The organism is Yersinia massiliensis CCUG 53443, from assembly GCF_000312485.1.
Lineage (GTDB): Bacteria > Pseudomonadota > Gammaproteobacteria > Enterobacterales > Enterobacteriaceae > Yersinia > Yersinia massiliensis.
On record NZ_HE997644.1, the window covers coordinates 672,135 to 690,541 of the forward strand.

The following is an 18,407-nucleotide window of genomic DNA, read 5'->3' on the forward strand; positions in this document are numbered from 1 at the left end:
GCTGAATTCGATATGAAGAAAATTCAATTTTATCTTCTGCTGTTGCTGTTATTACCCATTATTATCTTGGTCATCGTGACACCGATGGACAGTAATAAGCAGTATATTTTTGGGATATTCAGCATTGTTGTCTTCTTCCTACTTGGTTTTAGCAAAAGTAGAAAAGTCACGATTGTAATGACGGTATTGTCGTTTTTGATGTCATCTCGATATATCTATTGGCGAACCACGGAAACACTGCACTTTGGCTCAGTAACCGAAACCATCTTAGGTATTCTGCTGTATACAGCAGAACTCTATATCTGGGTGATCCTGTCGCTAAGCTATTTCCAGACTATTTGGCCGCTGAAAAGACCCATTGAACCACTGCCCGATAACACCGATTTATGGCCAACCGTGGATGTTTACATCCCGACCTACAATGAAAGTCTTGATGTTGTAAAAGACACGATACTTGCAGCTCAGTGTCTTGATTATCCAAAAGAAAAACTAAAAATATATGTTTTGGATGACGGTAAAAGAACGGAGTTTGCGGTATTTGCTGCCGATGCGGGGGTGGGCTATATCACGCGTAACGATAACCGCCATGCCAAAGCCGGTAACCTTAACCATGCGATGAAAATCACCCATGGTGAACTCATTTGCGTGTTTGACTGCGACCACGTGACCACACGAGGCTTTTTACAAGCCACCGTTGGCGGTTTCCTGACGGATAAACGCTTAGCGTTGCTACAAACTCCCCATTACTTTTATTCTCCTGACCCCTTTGAGCGTAATCTTTCGACTGGTCGTAATGTGCCCAATGAAGGTGAACTATTTTATGGCCCCATTCAGCAAGGCAACGATAACTGGAACGCCGCATTTTTCTGTGGCTCGTGTGCGGTCATTCGCCGCAGTGCCTTGGATGAAATTGGTGGTTTTGCCGTTGAAACAGTGACCGAAGATTCACATACTGCCTTGAAACTACAACGTTTAGGCTGGAACTCTGCCTTTATTGCTATTCCATTAGCGGCAGGTTTAGCGACGGAGCGTTTAGCCTTACATATCATCCAGCGAACGCGCTGGGCGCGTGGCATGACACAGATCTTCCGAGTGGATAATCCGCTGCTGGGCCGTGGACTCACGCTGCCTCAAAGATTGTGTTACCTCAACGCCATGATCTACTACCAGTTTGGTTTACCGCGCGTCATATTCTTACTCGCACCATTAGGTTACCTGCTGTTTAACCAAAGTATTATTGCCTCTTCGGCGGAGTTAATTTTCGCCTACGTACTGCCCCACTTAATTATGTCACTTGCTATCAACTCCCGCAGTAACGGACGTTTCCGCTACTCATTCTGGGGTGAGGTTTATGAGACAGTGATGGCATTCCATTTGGTGATCCCAACCATTATTACGATGATTTCACCTAAACGTGGCAAATTTAACGTGACGGATAAAGGCGATCTGCTTAATAAGAGTTTCTTCGATTTTAATATCGTTCGCCCTCATATTATCGCCGTCATTCTGATGTTCCTAGGTATTGCATGGGGCTTAGTCAGACTGGCATTGCCAGAATATTTTGGCGTGAATCCGAACGTTATTGCGCTCAACGTCGCGTGGGCAAGTTTCAGCGTGATCCTGTTACTCGCCGCGATTTCTGTTGCGCGAGAATCGAAACAGACACGTAAAACGATCCGTATTGATGTACAAGTGCCAGCCATTATTCACTATAGCAATGGCGTCTCACTGCGCACGCACACCATTGACCTGTCGATGGGCGGCGTTCGTCTCGCCATCAACGAGGGCAATTACCCCACTGAAGGAATCGAAGAGGTGGAATTATCATTGCACCGCGGTGTGGTCAGCCTTCCGGTTAGCCTGATTAATGTGGAGCCTGATGCAATCCGGTTAATGTTTGGTGAAATCCCCCTGAATAAACGCCGTGAATTGGTCCGAATTGTCCTCGCGAGGGCGGATGCATGGATTACAGAGCCGCACCCTCAAGATCGACCATTACATTCACTGGCCAGTATTATTCGCTGTGCGTTTGAACTCTTCTATCTGCCGTTGAAAGAGCGTCGTGCCAGAAAGAAAGACCTTGTTCTGCTGAAAAAAGGAAATGAGGCATGAAGGTGATATTGAGCAAACTATTGCCGTCAGTTTGGTTTGCCGCTGTGATGGTCTCTGGCTCTTTGATGTTCATGCCGGTCAGTGGATTTGCAGCCGATACAGTTTCAAGCGCAGGACAACAAACGACTGATGCCGTGACTGAGGGCGACTTCCCATTATTGCCTCGGCCGCAGGGAGAGAGCTCCGCGGCAGGTGGCATGGGCTCTGGTGAGACAGCACTCCCATCAGAGAGCTATCCTGCGCCCGTCAGTGCGCCGGAAAATAGCTTACCGCCAGACGCGGCGATAGCGGCCCCTAACACAGGGACGTCCACCTTGGTAACACGTCCAGCGTCATACAATGCGCTCGTCAATACCAATATTACAGTGAAAGACATGGGGCAACCCAACGGCCTGTTATTAAGTGGGGGCCAATTACAATCCGGTATCGTCTTCACATTGCCTAATGACTTGGTCATCACCAACGCCAAGCTATCGTTGGCACTAAAAATATCGCCAGAGTTAGCGAGCAAAAATTACAATTTGCAGTTAATGCTGAATGGACAACCGCTGGGTGCGATACCCCTAAATCAATCCAGCGATAAAAGTGCGGTATATCAAGTGGATGTTCCCGCAGCGATGATCGTTGCGACCAATAATCTGAGTATGAGCATTACCGGTGACAACAATGCATTGCAGTGTGAAACCGACCAATTAAATAAATTCTGGGTGAGTATTTTACCGACCTCGAGTATTCATTTAGAAGGACAACAACTGAATCTCGGTAGGAATCTAGGCATATTGCCACGACCATTCTTTGACATCATGCAAATGAAAGAAACGAAAGTCGCCATGGCATTCCCAGCTAATATTCGTGCAGATATCATTGCCGCCGCCGCTGGTGTTGCTTCTTGGTTTGGTTATCAAGCCAATTACCGTGATATCGACTTCCCGGTACAGTTTGATTCATTGCCTGAAGGGAATGGGATCCTATTTGGCAAGCCCGGTGAACATATCGGGGACTTGATCCTGCCAGAGAGTAATGGCCCTAGCCTGCAATTAATTGATAACCCGATCAATCCAGTGGCTAAGTTATTATTGGTGATTGGCCGTAATGATGGAGAGCTACGCCAAGCAGTTTGGCGTTTAACATCAGAAGACTTACCACAAGATGTCAGTAGCCTAGAGGTTAAACCGCAATCTATTCCTAAAAGTTTGCCGTATGACGCCCCACGTTGGATTAATACCGAACATCCGGTGCTGCTGAAGTCATTAGTGCCGAACTTGGATGCGCTAACCGCTAATGGTATTTACCATGACGGTATTCGTGTGGGATTCCGAGCGGCGCCTGATTTATTTATGTGGGATGGCGAAACCATTCCAATCCATATTGGCTACCGGTTCCCTATTGAGAACTGGATTGATGAAAATACCTCCCAGCTCAACGTATCAATTAACGATACGTTCTTATATAACTTGCCGGTCAATAAAAAAGGGCTGGTTGAAACCCTGTGGCGGAAGATGGGCGGCGATACCCGCCAAGAAAGCTACTCACTCCGTTTAGCCCCTTATTTGATTTATGGCGATAACCAATTAGAGTTCTATTTCGCGATCAACCCCAAAGCGGGAACGCCGTGTAATGTATTAAATAACAACAATATTAAGAGCCGCATTGAACCGGATTCTTATATTGACCTTAGCCATACTTATCACTTTACCTTGCTACCGAATCTGTCTTATTTTGTTGGCGCATCTTTCCCCTTCACCCGTTTAGCTGATTTCTCGCAAACCTTGATTATCTTGCCGGAAAAGCCCAATAAAACCGAAGTCCGCACCTTACTGGATTTAGCGGCTCGCGCCGGTAATTCAACGGGCAAACCCATTATCAATGTCAGAATCAAACTGGGGATACCGGCGAATGCTCGGGATGATTCACTCTTTACGGACAACGATATTTTAGTGGTGTCGGTGTTAGAACGTGCAGATTTCATCCAAACATTATTCACTGGGACGTCATTCAACTTAGAAAACGGGATATTGTCGGTGAAAGCGCCATCAACCGTGGAAAAGGTTGTCGATTATCTCACTGGATTTTGGTTCCGTCAGCAAGTTGAGGCTGATCGCTACCTCTCCTCTACCGATAATTGGCGTGGCTTCTTGAGTTTCCGCTCCACTTGGAATCCACAAAAAGTGGTGGTAATGGCAACCGCAACGGGTGATGACCAATTAGTCAATATTCATGGCGATTTGAAGTCATCAACCGTTAACGCTGGCGTTCGAGGTGATTTGGCGATTATTACCAATGAAAATGGCGTGCGCAGTTTTAGTGTCGGGGAACAATTCCCGCGGGGTGAATTACCTTGGTATCAAATGATTGTTTGGTATGCCAGCCAGCATATTGTGATTCTGGCATTACTCGCCCTACTGGTTTCAGCCATGATTGGTTTGAGTATGTATGGCTTATTAAAACGCCGAGCAGCATTACGCTTAGGTAAAGATCCTGAAAAATGATAATAAAACTGTTGATGGCCTGGCCTTTTTATTGCGAGCGGGGGCGATATGAAGTCAAGTAAAGTGAAATCATCCATGATGAATGCCTTGTACCTCTCAGGGGTCATCGGATTTGCTGCACTTCCTGCTTTCGTACAAGCGGCGGAGAATACACCAGCGATAAAAGCACTATTAGACCAAGCCGCCTATTGGCATGAAAAAGCGCATAATGATCTGGCGACGAGCGCGCTGCAGAAGATCTTGATGGTGGATCCTAACAACGTGGATGCACTGTATTTGATGTCGCTTTATGCCTCTGAAAACGGGAATAAAGATGAAGCGCTCGAATGGCGTAACAAACTGACAGCCGCCTCACCGCAAGACCCACGCTTACAGTCGCTGGACAATGCCAAAGTCATGCAGTCTATTTCGCCGAGCCAATTAGCGACTGCACGCCAGTTTGCCAGTCAGGGGAATATTCCCAAGGCCATTGAAAGCTATCAAAATGTATTTAACGGTAATAAGCCGCTGGATAATTTGGCCGTCGAATACTATTTAACCATGGCAGGCGATCCAGCCACTTTGCCAATGGCTATTTCGGGCTTACAGCAGCGGGTGGCGCAACTCCCTAATGACACTGCTGCGCGCGTGGCGTTGGGGAAGGCATTGACCTACCAGCAAGCAACACGCCGTGATGGTATCGCGATGCTCGAGAGCATGGCGGCAAGTAACCGTGAGGCTGATGCCGCATTGCGCCAAGCATTGCTCTGGATAACACCGCAACCTGCTGATGAGCGGTTGTATCAGGCTTATCAGCAGCGCCATCCTGATGATCAGGTTTTGGCTGATTATTATAAGAAAAACATTGGTGGAGCAGCGAAAGGCCAAGGCTATAGCCAACTGAATAGCGGTGATTTAGCCAGTGCAAAAACCCAGTTCGAATCTGTTTTGGCGATCAACCCTAACGATGGTGATGCACTGGCGGGCTTAGGTTTTATTGCATTACGCAGTGGGGATTTTGCCAGTGCAGAAAACTACTTAAATCAGGCGGCAAAACAGGGTGGTGCGAATAGCGCACAACTGGCCGCACAAGCGCAAGATGCGCATTTCTATGGCGAGTTGGATAAAGCCAAGAAAGCCCTGGCGAGCGGGAATATTGATAGTGCATTAGCGTTGAGCGCCCCACTAGCGCAAGCCACTGGCGATAAAGGCACCGCCGTGGCCCTGTTCCGAGCTGACTTATTACGCCGCAAAGGTGATTTAAGCGGCACAGAGCAAGCGTATCGCAATATTTTGGCGCAGAATCCGCAAAATAATGATGCAAAACTGGGTTTGTATTATGTCTTGCAGCAACAAAAGCAAGATGCGCAAGCGCAGCAAGTCTTGCAAACCGTGCCGAGTAACCTTCGACCGGCCGCTGCGCCAGCGGGCATTAATGTTGATCCTATTCGCCGTGAAGCGGCATTGGCCCTACAGCGCAATGACCCTCAAGGCGCATTAAATCTGCTGCAACAGGCGCTGGCAAAACAGCCATCCAATATCTGGGTTCGTCTGGATATGGCAAGAATTCTGCAACAGCAGGGTAATGCCGCTCAGGCGCAAAGTTTGATGGCAGAAGCGGCTACGCCAGGTGCACCCGCAGATAACTTATATGCCGCCGCGCTGTTTGCGGCTGAAAATAAGGATTGGTCCACCAGCCATACGTTGTTGAGCCAAATCCCACCAGCCCGCCAAACCAAAGAGATCCGCGCGCTCAGTGATCGCATCGAGTTCAACCAAAAAATGGCGACCGCAGATGCGTATCTGGCCAATGGCGATTCAGCGAATGCTGCCATTATTCTGCGTGGGCTGGCACAAAACCCCCCATCAGCCCCTTCTGATGTCGGCAATTTGGCGAAAGATTTGATGGCCGCGGGTGATAGCACGACGGCGGTGAATTTGGTGCGTAAAAATATCAGTAACGGTATTCATGGCAAAGCCGGTGATTACGCGGCACAAATCAGTGTGCTGACGCAATCGGGCTTGACGCAAGAAGCGGAAGCCTTACTGAGTAACCCCGCGATTCAAAGCAGCACTTCACCGATTGAAATCAGCCGGTTACGGATGGGAACCACCATCAATCAGGCAGATGCACTACGCGAACAGGGCCAATATGCGGCGGCGTATGACAAGTTGATCGTGGCGCTGCAAAACGATCCACAAAATATTGATCTGATGCTGGCAATGGGCCGTCTTTATCAATCCGGCAAAATGAATGATGAAGCGGGCAAAGTGTATGCTTACCTATTAAAACGTGACCCGACAAATGAAGGCGCGCGCGTCGGTGCCGTTAACGTGGCATTGGCGAAGGGCGATGTGCAGAGCGCCCGCCAATTAATGTTAGGCATGCGTGGCCCGAGAACACCGGAACGGTTATTGCTGGCGGCTCGCGTGGCGGAAGCTGAAGGCGATCACGAACAGGCACTGGCCCTATTGCGTTCAGCCAAAGGGAAAATGATTGGGTTGGAAGGTGCTGATAGCGTCAGTGGGGCCAATATTGCCGGCTTACAGCTCGCCGATAACCCGTTTATTAACCAAACCACGCGTACTCAAGCTCGCACCGGTTCTCTCTATGGTGCCGTATTACCGTGGCAAAATGCCGCAGGTGATGGCGTCGTAGCCGGTGGGGTCAATAATCTCGCGGCGACCGCCAGCGTGGCGCAGAATGGCACGCTGAAACAAGTTGATCAAATGTTGGACAGCTTGCAGGATAAAACCGCCAGTTGGGCGCAGGGCAATATCAGTATTCGTAGCCGCGATGGTGAATCGGGGCTAAGTGAATTGACCGAGGCAAAAGCGCCGTTAACCTTTGCCGGTGTGCCGTTTGATACCTCGCGCTTAAGTTTTACCGTGACGCCTGTTTCGCTCAATGCCGGTTCAACCTCCGGCACGGGCAGTAATCGTTTTGGTACTGGGGCGTTGCAACAAGGGTTGGAAGTTAAAAATGCCACTGAAACATCGGCGCTGGCAGCTGCAGCTTCAGACCAAGTCTTGGCAGATGCTACCGCAGCCTTAATCCCCTTACAGGCCGCAAGGCAGCTTGCATGCCAAACTGCGGGAGCGGCTTGTGATGCAGCCCTACTGGCAGAAAGTAATGCAAATATCGCTAGGCAGCTGGCAGAGAGTAATAGGATCACCGCTCAGACCTTTAGCCCAAATGACTTTACCGCTGACTCGCCGGGATCGCAGCAGGAATCTGGTGTTGAATTAGCACTGGCGCTGGCCGGTGAAGACTATAAAGCAGATATCGGCACCACCCCATTGGGGCAAGATATGAGCTCTCTGATTGGTGGCTTACAGTGGGCACCGAAACTGGGGCAATACGCCAAACTAGCCATGACGGCAGAACGCCGCCCAGTGATCGACAGCTTGCTGTCTTATGTGGGAGCGACAGACCGAATTAGCGGCCAAAAATGGGGGGCTGTCACTAAAAATGGCGGCGGGTTAAACCTCAGCTATGATGATGGCGATGCGGGTCTTTACGCGGGCGTCAATTATTACAGTTATCTCGGGGACAATGTTAAGAGCAACAACGCGATTACGTCCTCGGTCGGTGCTTATATTCGCCCTTATCGCTATGACGATCGCGAATTAAAAACGGGCGTAAACATCAGCTACATGAACTTCTCCAAAAACCTCAGCTACTTCAGCTTTGGTCAGGGGGGCTATTTCAGCCCACAAGATTATGTCAGCGTCTCTTTCCCAGTGGAATATAGCCAGCATTATGGTAACTGGAATTATAAATTGGGCGGTGCTGTGGGGTATCAATCCTATTCTCAAGATGAGAGTAAATACTTCCCCAATAATCCAGCACTGCAAGCGCAACTTGAGCAATATGTGCGCGATGGTTATAGCACTGAATCCAGTTACGCTGCGCAAAGCAAGAATGGCATTGGGTATAACTTCAAAGCGGATGGCAGTTATAACTTACAGAAAAATATGCAGATTGGGGGGCAAGTTGGCTACGATACTTTTGGTGACTACTCCGAAACCACTGCATTAATTTATTTCAGATACTTGTTGGATGGGAAATAACCATGCAAGAGAATAACGATCTTTCACAACAACTGGATTATTACCGCCAACACCAGCATCAATCAGGGTGGCAAAATGTGGTACAAGTCCTATTCTTAGGCATTCAGGCCAACGCTGAAAATGCCGATGCTCGCGCTTTCTTGCACAGCATGGGCGCGAATCTGGCGCAGCAACAGCCATTGCCCATGAGCCACACCGTGGGAGAGCTTGAAGATAATATCAACCGCTTATGGGCCAACTATCACTGGGGATTTGTGCATATCGATGCCAATGAACAAGAGATAAGATTAACGCACAGTGCGTGGCCAAATACCGATAACGCTGGCGAACAAAAACAATGGAAAAGTGCCTTTGCCGCATTTTTAGCGGGTATTTATGGCGCGTGGTTAAATCAACAAGGAGGTGACCCTGAAGTTAATGCCCGATGGCTCGATAATGAAATCGAGGGTCCATTGGTATTCCGCTACAAACGCGGTATTTAAGGAAAATCATGCTAATCAAGAAAACAACGCGTCTTGTTTTTACTGCCTGTATGTTATTCGGTTTACTTTTTTCAACGGGTGTACAGGCACAAGACCCGGGTTGGGAGCAATTCAAAAGTCGTTTTCTTAAGCCTGATGGCCGTATTGTTGATACCGGCAACCATGATGTTAGCCATACCGAAGGGCAAGGTTTTGGCATGTTATTTGCCGTATTTAATGATGATAAGCCGACATTTGATTCATTATTGGGTTGGACAAATAAGACGCTCTACAATGAGGAAAACGGTCTATTCTCATGGCGATATGAACCCAATGCCAAAGTAAAAGTCGCGGATAAAAATAACGCGACAGATGGTGATGTGCTTATTGCTTGGGCATTATTACTTGCTGGTGATAAATGGAAAAATAGCGACTACATTAATCAGTCGAATAAAATCCAGAGTGCCATTCTTAAGCATACCGTTATTAACTTTGCCGGCTATCATGTTATGTTGCCAGGCGCGAACAGTTTTAACCATACGAGTTATGTGGTTGTTAACCCATCTTATTATATCTTTCCAGCTTGGCAGGCATTCTTCCAATATAGCCATTTAAAAATATGGCAAGACTTGAATAATGACGCGATAAAACAGCTATCGGCGATGAAGCTCGGGAAAGTAGGACTCCCGACAGATTGGGTTTCATTGCGCTCAGACGGCAGCTTTGCCCCAGCAAATGGCTGGCCAGCTCGCTTCAGTTTTGATGCTGTGCGTATCCCACTCTATCTCAGTTGGGGAGCTAAAAATCAAAGCGCGTTATCACCCTTTACTCGCTACTGGCAAGGGTTTGCACGGTTGAAAACACCCGCTTGGGTCAATGTCGTGACGGGTGCCACGGCCGAATACTCACTCACACCTGGCATGCTGGCAATACGCGATTTGACCTTCGGTGATCTGGGCCAATTGACCACCACGTTGCTGCCAGAAGAAGATTATTACTCGTCTTGCTTGCGTTTACTTTCTTGGTGGGCAGCAAAACAGCAGTAAGCCAATATCCCCTTTTTAATCTGCAACATAGGCTAACGTCGGTCAAATGACGTTAGCTTTTTATCGCACTGATCCCAACCTGAACACTTTTCACTCTTTTTTTCTGACTTAGATCAACATATATCACTTTAGCTATTGATTGAGTGATTATGATTATCATTTAATTTCGCATCTATAGATTAACGGACTTACTATGAATATTGATCTGGTCCCCTATCACGCCCAACCTGGGTTACTGCCGTTTCCCAAACGCTGGGCGACAATGCCTTGGCGCGACAGCCGGCCACTGCCTCCTGAATCGCTTCAGGATAGTTGGCAAACGCTATTACAGAAGGCACTCCCTCCCAATAAGCGTTTGCTATATTTACACATTCCCTTTTGTGCCACTCATTGCACCTTCTGCGGCTTCTACCAAAATCCTCTCCAATCCGACAGTACCGCGCGCTATACCGATTACTTGCTACGTGAATTGAGCATGGAAGCAAATAGTCCACTGCTGCAAGGGGGGCCGATTCATGCCGTCTACTTCGGCGGAGGAACACCCAGTGCGCTTTCCGCGCAACAGTTACATCGCATCATCAGTGAGTTACGTAAAACGTTGCCACTGGCACCGGATTGCGAGATAACCGTCGAAGGCCGTATTTTCAATTTTGATGATGAACGGATCGATGCTTGTTTAGAGGCCGGTGCTAACCGTTTCTCTGTGGGCATTCAAACCTTCAATACCCGTATTCGCCAGCGTATGGGCCGTAAGGCTGATCGCGATCAGGCGATCCGTTTTCTCACTAATTTGGCAAACCGTGATCGCGCTGCCGTGGTGTGTGATCTGATGTTTGGCCTTCCTCATCAAACACCCGAAACTTGGCATGAAGATTTAGCTATCGTGCGCCAATTGCCGCTCGATGGTGTCGATCTGTATGCCCTGAATCTGCTACCGACCACACCATTGGCGAAATCGGTGGAAAATAATCGCATTGAGTTACCGACACTGGCACAGCAGTGTGACTTTTACTGTAGCGGTGCCGATAGCCTCGCGCAGGCGGGTTGGCATCAACTAAGCAACAGCCATTGGGCGCGCACTACCCGTGAGCGTAATCTGTACAATCTGTTGATCAAGCAAGGGGCTGATTGCCTTGCGCTTGGCAGCGGTGCCGGTGGTTCTCTGCAAGGGCACGCGTACATGCAGCACCGTAGTCTGGATAACTACTATCGATTAATCGATAGCGGACAAAAACCATTGATGATGATGACACAGGCCAGCGGTGAGCATCCGTGGCGCGCCAAATTACAAAGTGGCATTGAAATTGGTCGTTTAGATCTGAGCGAACTGGTGGCTAACCCTTATCCGCTAATGCCATTGGTCGCACAGTGGCATCAAAACAACCTGCTAAAAGACAACAGCTTCTGCTTGCGACTGACGGACAGCGGCCGTTTTTGGGCCAGTAATATGATGCAGGCATTGCAACAACTTATCCCTTCACTTATCACTACGGAAAATCACTCATGAGCAAATCATCTCTGCCTCTCGCGGAATTCCTCGCCACTCAACCGGATGGCACGCTGGAGCAAATCGCGCAGGATTATCAGGTCAGCCCGCTTGAAGTGGTGCGTGCGTTACCTGAGCGGGTACTGGTTGATGCCGACCAATTTGACCGCGTATGGGACAGCATGACCGAATGGGGAGATGTCACCACCTTAGTCCATACCGCCGATATTATTTTGGAGCACAAAGGCCCCCTGCCTAGCGGTTTCCATCGTCATGGCTATTTTAATCTGCGCGAAAAACAGGGGCTTAGTGGTCATCTACGGGCGCAAAACTGCCAAGCTATTGCGCTCTTGGAACGCCCATTTATGGGGATGGCAACTGCATCTGTGCAATTTTTTAACCAGCAAGGTGATGTGATGCTGAAAGTGTATGTTGGCCGCGATGAGCATCGCCAACTGCGTGCAGATGGTCTTGCCGCCTTCCATCAATTGGCTCAACAGCTCACGGCTGAAACGGCTGAGGAAGTGCCATGAAGCCTTGGTTGATCTTTGGCGCAGGCCATGGTGTCGGCGCACACCTGCTTTCCTTGGCTAATCAGCATGCCACTGCCGCATCGAATCCCCGTGCAGTCACGTTATTGATCCGCAATCCACAACAAGCAGAAACGCTACGCAGCCAAGGTCTGACGGTGGTATGTGGTGATGCCTGCGATCCGGCCAGTGTACTCGAAGCCTGTCAGTTAGCGGGGCCAGAAGCCGCAATCATCTCAACGCTAGGCAGCCGTAGCGCCGATTATCAGGGCAACCGATTGATCATTGATACTGCCGAGAAAACAGGGATTAAGCGCATGCTTTTGGTGACGTCCATTGGCTGCGGTGATAGCTGGCCGACGCTATCCCCCGCTGCCCGAGCCGCTTTTGGTCAGGCGGTGCGCGAAAAATCACTAGCAGAGAGTTGGTTGCAGACCAGTGGACTGATTTATACCTTGGTCCGACCCGGTGGCCTAATAGACCAACCAGCTACCGGCAATGCTGTTTGCCTACAAGCAGAGGCTCATGGCTTAGTGACCCGTGAAGATGTCGCACGAAATTTGAGTAAAATGATAGAAGATACAGTCACATATCACCAAATCTATGCCCTTGTCGATCCGATGTTAGTGAGAGAAGTAAAAATGAATTAACAATAAACATTTCTTGATGTAACATCCTTCGATAATTGATAATAGTTATCATATCGATATAGATTATCATTACCCTGTTGATTATATGGACAAGAAGTTGACTAAAGCGCCAATGTTGAATGATGAACCTGCTGTCGAGCAACCGACGGTAAGCAAACCCCTGTCTGTCACCAGTGCGCAACTACTGGGAGAGCACGGCGTCGCTTTTATCATCCATCAGGGTGAAAGTTATCAATTACGCCAAACCAAATCTGGGAAATTGATACTGACTAAATAGTGCTTACTTAATCATAAAATGCCAAACGTCATTGATGTTACAGCAGAAATTCTGCTGAGGGACACAATCACGCAAAGCGCCATGCAAGCCACCCAGATTCTCGAGTCAAGGCAGCCAGCATCTATCTATTTATTTGTTTTGCATATGAATATTTGCATAAAAATATGGAGAATTGCCGACATGCCTCGTTCCACGTCCGACCGTTTCCGCTGGTCCCCACTCACTTTGGCCATCGCTTGCACATTGCCTTTCGCTGCACAAGCTGCTGATACCGTAGCAGTTAATACGACATCATCGGTTAACACGACTGAAACCACCTCACCAACCAGCAGCAAAAAGCACAGCACCGATACCATGGTGGTGACAGCAACCGGTAATGAGCGTAGCAGCTTTGAAGCACCGATGATGGTCACGGTCGTTGAAGCCAACACGCCGACTAGCGAAACGGCCACCAGCGCCGCCGATATGCTGCGCAACATTCCGGGACTGACTGTGACCGGTAGCGGGCGCGTTAATGGCCAGGATGTGACACTGCGTGGTTATGGTAAAAATGGCGTATTAACGTTGGTTGATGGCATTCGTCAAGGCACCGATACGGGTCACTTGAACTCAACATTCCTCGATCCCGCGCTAGTGAAACGTATTGAAGTGGTACGTGGCCCGTCCGCGCTGCTGTACGGCAGTGGTGCATTGGGTGGCGTTATCGCTTATGAAACTGTTGATGCTGCCGATCTGCTATTCCCTGGTCAAAACTCCGGTTACCGTGTTTTCAGTTCTGCCGCCACCGGCGACCATAGCTTCGGGTTGGGTGCGAGCGCCTTTGGCCGCACTGATGACGTAGACGGGGTTCTCTCTTTCGGGACGCGTGATATTGGCAACATCCGTCAAAGTGACGGCTTTAATGCACCGAATGATGAAACTATCAGTAATGTGCTGGCGAAAGGCACTTGGCGTATTGACCAAGCTCAGTCATTGAGCGCCAATCTACGCTATTACAACAACAACGCAATCGAACCCAAAAACCCGCAAACCAGTGCAGTATCCAGCGGTAACGTCCTGACAAATCGTTCAACGATTCAGCGTGATGCCCAGCTTAGCTATAACATTAAGCCCCTTGACCAAGATTGGCTGAATGCGACCGCGCGCGTTTACTATTCCGAAGTCGAAATCAATGCTCGTCCACAAGGCTCAGCGGAAGAAGGCCGTAAACAGACCACTGAAGGTGCGAAGCTGGAAAACCGCACTCGTCTGTTCACCGATAGTTTTGCGTCACACCTGCTGACTTACGGCACCGAAGCTTACAAACAAGAGCAAACCCCAGGTGGCGCAACCGAAAGCTTCCCACAAGCGGACATCCGTTTTGGCTCCGGCTGGTTGCAAGATGAAATCACCCTGCGTGACTTACCAGTATCTATCTTGGCGGGGACTCGCTATGACAACTATAGCGGCAGCAGCAAAGGCTACGCCGATGTTGATGCCGATAAATGGTCATCACGCGGTGCAGTCAGCATCACGCCAACCGACTGGCTGATGCTGTTCGGCTCCTATGCTCAGGCATTCCGTGCACCGACCATGGGTGAGATGTATAACGACTCAAAACATTTCTCGATCCCAATACGCCCGGGAATGACACTCACCAACTTCTGGGTACCCAATCCTAATCTGAAACCGGAAACCAACGAAACACAGGAATACGGTTTTGGTCTGCGCTTTAACGACTTGTTGATGGCTGAGGATGATCTGCAATTCAAAGCCAGCTACTTCGATACCAACGCAAAAGATTACATCGATACGAAGGTGAACATGACTGCCATGACCACCACCTCTGTGAATATCGATCGGGCAAAAATCTGGGGTTGGGATGCCACAATGAGCTACAAAACGGCACTCTTTAACTGGGATCTGGCCTATAACCGTACTCGCGGTAAAAACCAAAGCACCGACAAATGGCTGGACTCCATCAACCCTGACACCGTGACCAGTGTCTTGGATGTCCCTGTTGCCAACAGTGGATTCGCGGTGGGCTGGATTGGTACCTTTGCTCAACGTTCTAAGCCGTTAACCTCTACCGGTAAAAGCCAAGCGGGTTATGGCATCAATGACTTCTATGTCAGCTATAAAGGCCAAGAGCAGTTGAAAGGTGTGACCACTACCGTGGTATTAGGTAATGCCTTCGATAAAGAGTACTACGCACCACAAGGCGTGCCACAAGATGGCCGCAATGCAAAACTTTTCGTGAGCTATCAGTGGTAACTCATTGAGATAAAAAATAGTCTGAAAAATAACCCGACGCACCCAAACGTCATAACGTCGGGTTATTATTTAACGCTGTCACCTGCATATAAAAAATCAATAGAAAGAGGAAGTTACAATGAGCCAGTCAATATATGAACAATACTTACAAGCCAAATCTGATCATCCGGGCAAGTATGCTCGTGATTTAGCCACATTAATGGGTATTTCCGAAGCCGAACTGACCCATAGCCGCGTTGGGCATGATGCAAAGCGTTTACAGGCAGATGCCCGCACTTTGCTGGCCGCACTGGAAACTGTCGGTGAAGTGAAAGCCATTACCCGCAATACCTATGCCGTACACGAACAATTAGGCCGTTATGAGAATCAACATCTGAACGGCCACGCTGGTTTAATCCTCAATCCACGTGATTTGGATCTACGCCTGTTCCTCAACCAATGGGCTACTGCTTTCACCCTGACGGAAGAAACACGTCACGGTGTCCGCCACAGCATCCAGTTCTTTGACCATCAGGGCGATGCATTACATAAAGTGTATGTCACTGACCAAACTGATATGTCAGCGTGGGATGCCTTATTGGCGAAGTTCGTCAGCGCTGAAAACCCAGCATTGCAACTAGAGCCAGCAAGCGCACCTGAAGTGACCGAACCGACTGCCGATGATGCCACCGTGGATGCCGAATGGCGCGCCATGACTGATGTGCATCAGTTCTTCCAGTTGCTCAAGCGCAATAACCTGACCCGTCAGCAAGCCTTCCGCGCCGTGGGTGACGATTTAGCCTATCGCGTTGATAACAGCTCACTGACACAACTACTCAATATTGCCTTGCAAGATCAAAACGAAATCATGATCTTCGTCGGCAACCGTGGTTGCGTGCAAATCTTCACCGGCTTGATCGAGAAAGTCACTCCACATCAAGAGTGGATTAACGTGTTCAACAAGCGCTTTACGCTGCACTTGATTGAAACGGCCATTGCTGAAAGCTGGATCACCCGCAAACCCACCAAAGACGGTTTTGTCACCAGCTTAGAGCTGTTTGCCGAAGACGGTACACAACTCGCTCAACTTTACGGTCAGCGTACAGAAGGGCAACCGGAACAAAATCAATGGCGTGAGCAAATTTCTCGCCTGATCAATAAGGATATCGCCGCATGAGACTAAGGTTACTGTCACTCCCTTTCATTCTGTCGCTGAGCGCCTGTCTGTTGCCGCTAAAAACCTTAGCAGCAAACCCATCGGCCGCAGAACGTATTGTCACCATTGGTGGTGATGTAACAGAAATCGCCTATGCACTGGGTGCCGGTGACGAGATTGTGGCCCGTGACAGTACCAGTCTACAACCTCAGGCAGTGCAGAAGCTGCCTGATGTGGGTTACATGCGCATGCTCAATGCCGAAGGGATTCTGGCAATGAAACCAACCATGCTGCTAGTTAGCGAACTGGCTCAGCCCTCTCTGGTGCTGAAACAGGTTGCAGATAGCGGTGTGAATGTGGTCACTATTCCGGGCCAAACCACGCCAGAAAGTGTCACGGCGAAGATTAACGCAGTCGCCACCGCGCTTAATCAGCCGGAGCAAGGGCAGAAACTGATTACGGACTATCAGCAACGTTTGGCGGCTGTTAACAGCACGCCACTGCCCGTTAAAGTACTGTTTGTCATGAGTCACGGTGGCCTAACACCGATGGCAGCAGGCCAGAATACTGCAGCGGATGCCATGATCCGCGCCGCCGGTGGCAGCAATGCCATGCAAGGTTTTAGCCGCTATCGTCCATTGTCTCAGGAAGGCGTTATCGCCAGTGCTCCAGATCTATTGCTGATCACCAGCGATGGCGTAAGAGCATTGGGGGGCAGTGAAGGTATCTGGAAATTACCCGGTATGGCACTGACGCCAGCCGGTAAAAACAAACGTTTGTTAGTTGTTGATGATATGGCACTACTGGGCTTTGGTCTGGAAACGCCGCAAGTATTGGCGCAACTGCGCAAAGGCATGGAACAAGCACAATGAATTGCCGTGTCCATCCGCGTTTGATGCTAAGCATCTTGCTGATGATTTTGATTATTCTAGCGCTCGGTTCGGCGAATATGGGAGCCTTAACGCTCTCATTTCGCACCTTGTGGCATGCCTCACTCGATGATGCCATGTGGCATATCTGGTTGAATATTCGCTTACCGCGCGTGCTACTCGCCGTTGTGGTTGGCTGCGCGCTGGCGGTCTCTGGCGCGATCATGCAGGGGCTATTTCGTAACCCGCTAGCCGACCCCGGTTTATTAGGGATCAGCAGCGGTGCCGCGCTATGTGTCGGTATCATCATCATCATGCCTTTCAGCTTGCCACCCCTACTGGCGCTTTACAGCCACATGGTGGGAGCCTTTATCGGCAGTCTGGCCATTTCTATCGTCATCTTTACCCTCAGCCGTTGGGGGCATGGCAATTTATCCCGCCTGCTGTTGGCGGGTATTGCTATTAATGCCTTGTGTGGTGCTGCCGTCGGGGTGCTGACTTACATCAGCGATGATCAGCAGTTACGCCAATTCTCCCTCTGGAGCATGGGCAGTTTAGGTCAAGCACAGTGGTCAACATTGATGGTAGCAACCTCGCTGATCCTGCCTGCCTGTGTACTAGGATTAATGCAGGCGCGTCAGTTGAATCTATTGCAGCTAGGGGATGAAGAAGCTCACTATCTTGGGGTGAATGTACGGCAAGCCAAACTACGGCTGTTGCTGCTCAGTGCCATTCTGATTGGGGCCGCAGTCGCTGTCAGTGGCGTTATCGGCTTTATTGGTTTAGTGGTGCCACATCTTATCCGTATGCGTATCGGCGCTGATCATCGTTGGTTATTGCCCGGCTCCGCGTTGGGTGGGGCTTGTTTGTTACTGACGGCGGATACATTGGCTCGAACCCTAGTCGCACCGGCTGAAATGCCCGTCGGGCTGATCACCAGCCTGCTAGGTGGCCCCTATTTTCTATGGCTGATTTTACGTCAGCGGGAGCAACGCAGTGGTTGATATCGTTGGGGCAACGCTGGATGCAGCAGGGGCTAATGTCGC

General features: G+C 49.4%; 13 protein-coding genes. All 13 read left to right on the plus strand.

The features are described 5' to 3' along the window. Positions 1 to 12: 12 nt before the first annotated feature. On the plus strand, positions 13 to 2,112 hold the full coding sequence (gene bcsA / locus BN68_RS11990; protein WP_072102600.1) for a UDP-forming cellulose synthase catalytic subunit: 2,100 nt from the start codon (positions 13 to 15) through the stop codon (positions 2,110 to 2,112). Beyond that, positions 2,109 to 4,601, plus strand: coding sequence for a cellulose biosynthesis cyclic di-GMP-binding regulatory protein BcsB (bcsB, locus tag BN68_RS11995; protein ID WP_019211402.1), 2,493 nt, complete (start codon positions 2,109 to 2,111; stop codon positions 4,599 to 4,601). The genes bcsA and bcsB overlap by 4 nt, the downstream gene beginning before the upstream one ends. A 48-nt stretch (positions 4,602 to 4,649) precedes the next feature. Continuing rightward, positions 4,650 to 8,654 carry a cellulose biosynthesis protein BcsC gene (locus BN68_RS12000; protein ID WP_019211403.1) on the plus strand — a complete coding sequence of 1,335 codons (4,005 nt, stop codon included), beginning with the start codon at positions 4,650 to 4,652 and terminating at the stop codon, positions 8,652 to 8,654. A gap of 2 nt (positions 8,655 to 8,656) precedes the next feature. Beyond that, positions 8,657 to 9,136 (plus strand): cellulose biosynthesis protein BcsD, encoded by a 480-nt coding sequence (bcsD, locus tag BN68_RS12005; RefSeq protein ID WP_019211404.1) that lies wholly within the window; start codon positions 8,657 to 8,659, stop codon positions 9,134 to 9,136. 8 nt (positions 9,137 to 9,144) lie between these two features. Continuing rightward, entirely contained in the window at positions 9,145 to 10,161 is a 1,017-nt protein-coding gene (locus BN68_RS12010; RefSeq protein WP_019211405.1) for a glycosyl hydrolase family 8, read from the plus strand. Between the two features lie 193 nt (positions 10,162 to 10,354). After that, positions 10,355 to 11,668, plus strand: a complete 1,314-nt coding sequence (gene hutW, locus BN68_RS12015) for a heme anaerobic degradation radical SAM methyltransferase ChuW/HutW (RefSeq protein WP_019211406.1) — start codon at positions 10,355 to 10,357, stop codon at positions 11,666 to 11,668. Next, positions 11,665 to 12,180: a heme utilization cystosolic carrier protein HutX gene (hutX, locus tag BN68_RS12020; protein ID WP_019211407.1), complete on the plus strand. Its 516-nt coding sequence runs from the start codon at positions 11,665 to 11,667 to the stop codon at positions 12,178 to 12,180. The genes hutW and hutX overlap by 4 nt, the downstream gene beginning before the upstream one ends. Then, entirely contained in the window at positions 12,177 to 12,827 is a 651-nt protein-coding gene (locus BN68_RS12025; RefSeq protein ID WP_019211408.1) for an SDR family oxidoreductase, read from the plus strand. Before hutX ends, BN68_RS12025 begins: the two co-directional genes overlap by 4 nt. Positions 12,828 to 12,912: 85 nt before the next feature. Continuing rightward, complete coding sequence (gene hemP, locus BN68_RS12030; RefSeq protein WP_019211409.1) at positions 12,913 to 13,104, plus strand: hemin uptake protein HemP; 192 nt, start codon at positions 12,913 to 12,915, stop codon at positions 13,102 to 13,104. Positions 13,105 to 13,284: 180 nt separating this feature from the next. Then, a complete protein-coding gene (locus BN68_RS12035; protein ID WP_019211410.1) occupies positions 13,285 to 15,357 on the plus strand; it encodes a TonB-dependent hemoglobin/transferrin/lactoferrin family receptor in 2,073 nt (690 codons plus the stop codon). Between the two features lie 118 nt (positions 15,358 to 15,475). Continuing rightward, positions 15,476 to 16,513: a hemin-degrading factor gene (locus tag BN68_RS12040; protein ID WP_019211411.1), complete on the plus strand. Its 1,038-nt coding sequence runs from the start codon at positions 15,476 to 15,478 to the stop codon at positions 16,511 to 16,513. Then, a complete protein-coding gene (locus BN68_RS12045) occupies positions 16,510 to 17,364 on the plus strand; it encodes a heme/hemin ABC transporter substrate-binding protein (RefSeq protein WP_019211412.1) in 855 nt (284 codons plus the stop codon). Before BN68_RS12040 ends, BN68_RS12045 begins: the two co-directional genes overlap by 4 nt. Beyond that, a complete protein-coding gene (locus tag BN68_RS12050; protein ID WP_019211413.1) occupies positions 17,361 to 18,365 on the plus strand; it encodes a FecCD family ABC transporter permease in 1,005 nt (334 codons plus the stop codon). The genes BN68_RS12045 and BN68_RS12050 overlap by 4 nt, the downstream gene beginning before the upstream one ends. Positions 18,366 to 18,407 lie beyond the last annotated feature (42 nt).